Origin of the sequence: Marinobacterium profundum, assembly GCF_001528745.1 — a bacterium.
Lineage (GTDB): Bacteria > Pseudomonadota > Gammaproteobacteria > Pseudomonadales > Balneatricaceae > Marinobacterium_A > Marinobacterium_A profundum.
The window spans coordinates 1-6,700 of sequence record NZ_BCNS01000180.1 but is presented as its reverse complement, the minus strand read 5'-3'; the positions used below and the strand labels follow the sequence as shown (position 1 = coordinate 6,700).

The window sequence follows — 6,700 nt, the reverse complement described above, 5'->3', positions numbered from 1 at the left end:
AGCGTGAAACACTACACTAGTACCAAGGGGCAGGGCATGAGTCTTTCAATCGATCTGAGTGGCAAGAAGGGCATTGTTCTGGGGATGGCGAACGATCAGAGCATCGCCTTTGGCTGTGCCATGGCGCTGCGCCAGGCGGGTGCACAGCTGTGTATCAGTTATCAGAATGAAAAAGCGCGGCCCCATGTTGCGCCTCTGGCGGAACAGCTGGAGGCCGAAATATTTCAGGCCTGTGACGTCGCCAAAGCCGGTGAGCTGGAAGCGCTGTTCAGCGCGGCCGGGGAGCGCTGGGGCAGTATCGACTTTGTGGTGCATTCCATCGCCTGGTCGCCACTGGATGAACTGCATGGCAGGCTGCTGGATTCATCCGCCGGCGGCTTTGCCCGGGCCATGGATATTTCCTGTCATTCCTTTGTTCGTGCAGCACGCCTGGCCGAAGCGCTGATGCCGACGGGTGGATGCCTGCTGAGCATGAGTTATTACGGTGCAGAGAAGGTGGTCGATCACTACAACATGATGGGACCTGTCAAGGCCGCACTGGAAAGCTCGGTGCGTTATCTGGCGGCGGAGCTGGGTGGCAAAAACATTCGCGTGCATGCACTCTCGCCGGGCCCCATGCCCACCCGGGCGGCATCGGGCATTGCGCACTTCGACCAGCTGATGGACAGCAGTATCGCCCGTGCGCCGCTGCACCGGCTTGGCACACCGGCGGATGTTGGTGCCATGGCGGCGTTTCTGGTCAGCGATCTGGCGGCGAATCTCACCGGTGGTACGCACTATGTGGATGCCGGTGATCACATCATGGCATAGCGCAAAGGCACTTGCGCCTGAGCGGCGCTGAGCTTGCTAGCGTGGATCCAGTTTGGTGCTGCGCTTGAACAGCAGGGTGCCATAGAGCATCAGGATATACCCCAGTAGCTCCAGCCCTTCCTGTACGGTGTTTTTGACCAGTGCTGCGACTGAATTGTCCGCCAGCAACAGCTCCCAGAAGGATCCGGTGCCCATGACACGGCTGAAAAACAGCAGTATCGCCAGCCCGACGAGAATGTAGGCAAAGGGCACCGATCTTGTTGCTGCGGCCATCGCCGGCATTATGGTGCGGCGCTGAAAGGCGGCGATCAGCAGAGTGATCAGTGTCATCAGCAAGGCGGGATAAACCCAGAAACCGTGGGCGATAAGATCGAAAAAGGCATCCTGCTCACGTATGAACATGCAACTGAAGAATCCGGCCACCAGGGTATAGAAACCCCGCCCGAAGGGACGACGTGCAGACAGAAGCCAGAACAGCACCGCTGAGCACAGCAACAAGGCTTCCTGGGACAGCTCGGTCACACTGACTTCGGATACCTCATCATTGAAAACGGAAGTGTCCAGAATCAGGGCCAGTGGCACCCAGAGTATGGCGACGACAAGCACAAAAAATCGGAACAGGGCCCGCAGGACGGTAACGGTATGGGAACGGCTTTGCATAAAAATAGTATCGATTGAAGTTCGCGGTAGAGGCGGGGGTCACTGTGTCTATTCGGCTAGCAGCCTGTCGGATTTACCACTGATCTACTGCGGAAAAGCCGAATTTGGTCATTTCATGTGCTCTTTTTTGTTAAATAGAACCACTATTCGCCTCAAAAGAGCTCAAAAACTGCCTCAAAACGGACTTTCCCTCGCTACGATCGGCCAAGCCCGACAGGCTGCTAGTGTAGTGTTTCACGCTATATGAAGCTTATAACGGCCCCTTTTTCCGCCATCCTGCGTTGTTCGTTGTCGCCGTAGCCCCACTATGACTCTGCCTCACGCCTTGGCTGGCGAAAAAATGAGCGCGTTCTAAAGCACCACCAAGAGTGCAACACTACACTAGCGAGCGGATAACTCAGGAATATGTGATCCCTGCAGTGCTGACCAGAGTGCTTTGGTCGTTACGCAGCTTCAGCTGTGCAGAGCCGATTAAGTGGTGCAGTATACCCAAAGATTATTGAGCAGGCGAGAGAGTGTACGCGAGTGCACTGAGGTCTAAGGGCCGGGACTCAGCGCAGCAGAAATACCAGCGTCATCACCAGGCCCACGCCTATAACTATGCCCCGAACCACCTGCACTGGCAGGGCGCGGGCGATACCGGCGCCGCTATAACCACCCAGAGTTGCAGCGACCATCATGATCAGCGCTGGTTGCCATTCAACGATGCCGGCGACGGCGAAGGCGACCACCGAGATGGACGACAGCACGAAGGACAGCAGGTTCTTCAGACCGTTCATCAGGTTGAGTTCTTTCATGCCGGCGGCGGCGAACTGTGCCAGCAGCATGATGCCAAGGCCGCCATTAAAGTAGCCGCCATAAATGGCCACCAGCAGCAGGCCGGGTGCCATGGGCAGCGGCGTGCCCGAACGGCGCAGCAGGGACATCAGGCGGTTGCCAAAGGCAAACAGCAAGGTGGCACCAAGCAGCAAAAACGGCACGGCTATATCAAATACCGCCGCCGGGGTGACCAGCAGCAGCAGGGCGCCGCTGATACCGCCGACCAGCCCCAGCAGGCTCAGGCGCAGCAGCATGGCGCGATCCAGGGATTTGAGTTCGCGCTTGAAGCCCAGAGTACCGCCCAGATAACCCGGCAATACGGCTACAGCGCTGGTGGCATTGGCGGCAATGGGCGGGATGCCGGCGTAGACAAGGGCCGGAAAGGTCAAAAAGCTGCCACCACCAGCGATGGTGTTGAGCACGCCAGCAAAGTAGCCGGCCAGAATCAGCAGCAGATAATCGAGGGGCGTCATGACCTGGGGGTCCTTGTGCGGCAGCTATGGGCGGACGATAGCCTAACCGCCGCGCCTAGGCAGCGCAATTGTGTTGCCGCTAAAAATGGAAATGATTTCCATAAACAGGTCTGCAGGCGTAAAAAAGCCAGAGTCCCATTCGGGCTCTGGCTCAGACTCTGCACAAGAGCAGGCTAAACCATGGGCGCCGCTATCAGGCGCTCCGGGCTTCGTTTTTCATGACCTCGAACAGAATACGGGCGCCGCTGGCGATCTGCTCAGGGGTCGAATACTCGCTCTCATTGTGGCTGATACCCCCCACTGAAGGGACAAAAATCATTGAGGTGGGTGCCACAGTGCTGATGTTTACCGCATCGTGACCGGCACCGCTGGTCATGCGGCGGTAGCTGCAGCCACTGTCGGCGACCGCACGTTCCACCGCATTGATGCAGTCGGCATCAAACACCGTAGGCGGCGAATCCCAGATGCACTCCAGCGTGACTTCCACCTGAGCCTGGGTGGCGATGCTGTCGATCAGGCTGCGGGCCTGCTGTTCCATGGCCTCCAGACCCTCGAGGCTGGCATTGCGCAGATCCAGGGTAAAGTTAAGATCCCCCGGAATCACATTGCGTGAGCCTTTGGGAATGCTGAGCTCGCCGATGGTGCAGCGGCCGTCTTCCTCGACCCGCTTGGCCGCCATATCGATCAGCGCACTGATCATGCGGGCACTGGCGCCCAGGGCATCGCGGCGGTAGCTCATGGGAGTGGGGCCGGCGTGGGCCGAAACACCCTTGACGCTGACATCGTACCAGCGCATGCCGAGCACACCTGTGACCACACCGATCTGATCGTTTTCCCGCTCCAGCACTGGTCCCTGTTCTATATGCAGCTCGAAGAATTTGGCGAATTTGCGTGCGCCCACCTCCAACTCGCCGTCGTAGCCGATGGACTTGAGTGCATCTCCCAAGCGAATACCCTGGGCATCGGTTTGATTAAGGGCGTAATCGAGGCTGAATTTGCCGCTGTAGACGCCCGAGGCCACCATGGCCGGGGCGAAGCGCGAGCCTTCCTCGTTGGTCCAGATCACCACTTCCACCGGGCGGCGGGTCTGAATACTGTGATCGTTCAGGGTGCGGATGACCTCGAGCCCGGCCAGGCAGCCGTAGATGCCATCGAACTTGCCGCCGGTGGGCTGGGTGTCGAGGTGACTGCCGGTGCTGATGGGCAGGGCCTCGGGATCGGTGCCTGGGCGGCGGGCATAGATGTTGCCAATGCGATCGACATGAATGTCACAGCCGGCTTCCCTGCACCAGCGCACGAAGAGGTCGCGGCCCTGGCGGTCGAGTTCCGTGAGGGCAAGGCGGCAGCAGCCGCCGGCATCAGTGGCACCGATCTCGCCCATTTGCATCAGGCTTTCCCAGAGTCGCTGGGCATTAATTGTATGTATGGGCATTGAGGGCTCCCGCTTGAATGTGGCTGAAAAGTGCGTGCTGTTAAAACGCTGTGCAGATGATGCAATGTAAGTAACAAGGCCGTAGCGCCGCTATACCCACTGGGGGATAGCCGCTATCGGGGTTGGCATCAGCTAGCCAAGCTCCACAGCGGGCGCTGCGGATGTCGGAATTCGCTACGCTCATTACCAACCTACGGGGTGCAGTTTGTAGTGCAGTTGTAGCCTGGAATGAGCCTGCGAATTCCGGGAAATGAGCCCCGGGCGAATTGAGTCAATACGGCATAAAAAAATGGCCGCCAATTGGCGGCCAGCAGCTTACAAGGAATGCTACAAACAGGGTAATGAGCACAGCTGACACGCGCGGATGAGCCAAGGGTCCGTCAGTCTCAGGCGTGCAGCCAGAATCTGTCGAGCTCTGTCGTTGTCAGATGTGGCCACAGTATCTCCGTCGCGCAGAAACGGCGCCATACCTCTGTGGGGGTAGGGGCTCCTGAGCCTGGGTCAGTGCTGCGGGATATACCCCCCATGGGATATTCAGCCGCGGCTATGCCCCGCGTAGACTGGACGCAATACTAGCCAGAACAGCGACGGATAAAATAATGGCGAACAAGAGCTATGACGACTGGAAGGCGCAGGCCGCGGATCTCGCGTTCTGCAATCAGGCCTGGATCGACGGACGTTTTGTCCCGGCCATCAGCGGTGAGACGTTCGCCACTGTGAACCCTGCCACCGAGCAGACTCTGGCCGAGGTTGCTGCCTGCGACAGCGCCGATGTCGATGTGGCGGTGCAAAGTGCCCGTGCTGTGTTTGTGCGGGGAGACTGGTCCGAGCGCTCGCCCGAGCAGCGCAAGCAGGTGCTGCTCAAGCTGGCCGATCTGATCGAGCAGCATCAGGATGAACTGGCGCTGCTCGATACCCTGGATATGGGCAAGTCCATCGCTGAATCCACAGGCCTGGATCTGCCCTCCAGCATCGGTTGCTGGCGCTGGACCGCAGAGGCCGTCGATAAAATTTATGGTGAGATTGCCCCCACCGGCAATGATGCCCTGGCGCTGATGAGCCGCGAGCCCATCGGTGTTGTTGGTGCCATAGTGCCCTGGAACTATCCGCTGATGATGGCGACCTGGAAGCTGGCGCCGGCACTGGCGGCGGGCAATTCCGTGGTACTCAAACCCTCGGAAAAATCCCCGCTGAGCGTACTGCGCCTGGCCCAGCTGGCCAAGGATGCAGGCCTGCCCGATGGTGTGCTCAACGTAGTGCCGGGCTACGGCCATACCGCCGGCAAGGCGCTGGCGTTGCATATGGATGTGGATGTGCTGGTGTTCACCGGTTCCACCCGGGTGGCGGGCATGCTGATGGAGTACGCCGGTCAGTCCAACCTCAAGCGCGTCTGGCTTGAGGCCGGTGGCAAGTCGCCTAATATTATCTTCGATGACTGCGACGACATCGCAGAAGCCGCCGCCAATGCGGCGGCGGCCATCTATTCCAACCAGGGCGAGGTCTGTATCGCAGCCTCACGTCTTTATGTGCAAAAGGGCATCAAGGACGAATTTCTGGCAGCACTGCAGGAGGCCGCCAAGGCGTATAGGCCGGGTGATCCGCTGGACCCTGCAACCACCATGGGGCCGCTGGTGGATGCTGCTCAACTGGAGAGCGTAAACCGTTATATTGCCTCGGGGCTGGACGAGGGCGGCACCCTGGTACTGGGTGGCGTGCGCGCGCACCGCGCCGGAGAGGGCTTTTATGCCCAGCCCACCTTGATCAGTGATGCACACAATGGCATGACCTTTGTGCGCGAGGAGATCTTCGGCCCGGTACTGGCGCTGTGTGAATTTGAAACCGAGGACGAGGCCGTTCGCCTGGCCAATGACAGCGTTTATGGTCTGGGTGCCTGTGTCTGGACCTCGAACCTCAAGCGCGCCCACCGCGTCAGCCGCAAAATTCAAAGCGGCATGGTGTGGGTCAATGGCTGGGGCGATGGTGACCAGACCGTGGCCTTTGGCGGCGTCAAGGGCTCGGGCAATGGCCGTGACAAGTCGCTGCATGCGCTGGAGAAATACACGGAGCTTAAAACCATCTGGATCCGGCTTTAGTCGCCAGGGGCGAGGTTAAAAAAAGGGGCTAGGGGCTAGGAAGAGCAGGTACGAGGGGCGAGGGGCTAGGGGCTAGGGAGAGCAGGAGCAGGTACGAGGGGCGAGGAGCGAGGGAGAAGGGGCGAGGAAGAGCAGGGGCGAGGGATAAGGGATAAGGGATAAGGGGCTAGGGAGAGCAGGGGCAGGTACGCGGTCCGAGGGGAAAGCAGGAGCAAGGGGCAAGTTAAAAGGCGAAAGGGGCTATGCGTAGCTAGGAGGCTGTCCGAGAATGCTGGCCGTAGCGAGAGCCAACTGATTTGAGCGGGTTTTTGCGGTGCTTTAAGGCAAATAGTGGTTCTATTTAACGCAAAACAGCACAAAAAACAGCCAAACTCAGGTGGCTCGCAGTAGGTTGAGTATTGTCGGCAAGCCTC

5 protein-coding genes are annotated in these 6,700 nt (G+C 59.1%); 2 read left to right on the top strand and 3 right to left on the bottom strand.

Translation table 11 applies throughout. The annotated features are described in order from the left end of the window. Nucleotides 1–3: 3 nt before the first annotated feature. Nucleotides 4–810: an enoyl-ACP reductase FabI gene (gene fabI / locus MPRO_RS21110; RefSeq protein WP_245635169.1), complete on the top strand. Its 807-nt coding sequence runs from the start codon at nucleotides 4–6 to the stop codon at nucleotides 808–810. Nucleotides 811–846: 36 nt separating this feature from the next. On the opposite strand, the gene MPRO_RS21105 is transcribed toward fabI, so the two are convergent. The 3 genes from MPRO_RS21105 to MPRO_RS21095 form a co-directional block, all read right to left on the bottom strand. Continuing rightward, nucleotides 847–1,470, bottom strand: coding sequence for a hypothetical protein (locus MPRO_RS21105; RefSeq protein ID WP_067297995.1), 624 nt, complete (start codon nucleotides 1,468–1,470; stop codon nucleotides 847–849). A 551-nt stretch (nucleotides 1,471–2,021) separates the two neighbouring features. Further along, nucleotides 2,022–2,762, bottom strand: a complete 741-nt coding sequence (locus MPRO_RS21100) for a sulfite exporter TauE/SafE family protein (protein ID WP_067297992.1) — start codon at nucleotides 2,760–2,762, stop codon at nucleotides 2,022–2,024. Between the two features lie 193 nt (nucleotides 2,763–2,955). Beyond that, nucleotides 2,956–4,194 carry a Zn-dependent hydrolase gene (locus MPRO_RS21095; RefSeq protein ID WP_067297988.1) on the bottom strand — a complete coding sequence of 413 codons (1,239 nt, stop codon included), beginning with the start codon at nucleotides 4,192–4,194 and terminating at the stop codon, nucleotides 2,956–2,958. A gap of 599 nt (nucleotides 4,195–4,793) precedes the next feature. On the opposite strand from MPRO_RS21095, the gene MPRO_RS21090 reads away from it, so the two are divergent. Next, nucleotides 4,794–6,287 (top strand): aldehyde dehydrogenase, encoded by a 1,494-nt coding sequence (locus tag MPRO_RS21090; RefSeq protein ID WP_067297984.1) that lies wholly within the window; start codon nucleotides 4,794–4,796, stop codon nucleotides 6,285–6,287. Nucleotides 6,288–6,700: the final 413 nt, after the last annotated feature.

What these genes read in the sequence shown, in the direction of transcription:
- MPRO_RS21105 (WP_067297995.1), bottom strand. Translation starts at nt 1,470, where the DNA reads ATGCAAAGCCGTTCCCATACCGTTACCGTCCTGCGGGCCCTGTTCCGA.
- MPRO_RS21090 (WP_067297984.1), top strand. Translation starts at nt 4,794, where the DNA reads ATGGCGAACAAGAGCTATGACGACTGGAAGGCGCAGGCCGCGGATCTC.
- MPRO_RS21100 (WP_067297992.1), bottom strand. Translation starts at nt 2,762, where the DNA reads ATGACGCCCCTCGATTATCTGCTGCTGATTCTGGCCGGCTACTTTGCT.
- MPRO_RS21095 (WP_067297988.1), bottom strand. Translation starts at nt 4,194, where the DNA reads ATGCCCATACATACAATTAATGCCCAGCGACTCTGGGAAAGCCTGATG.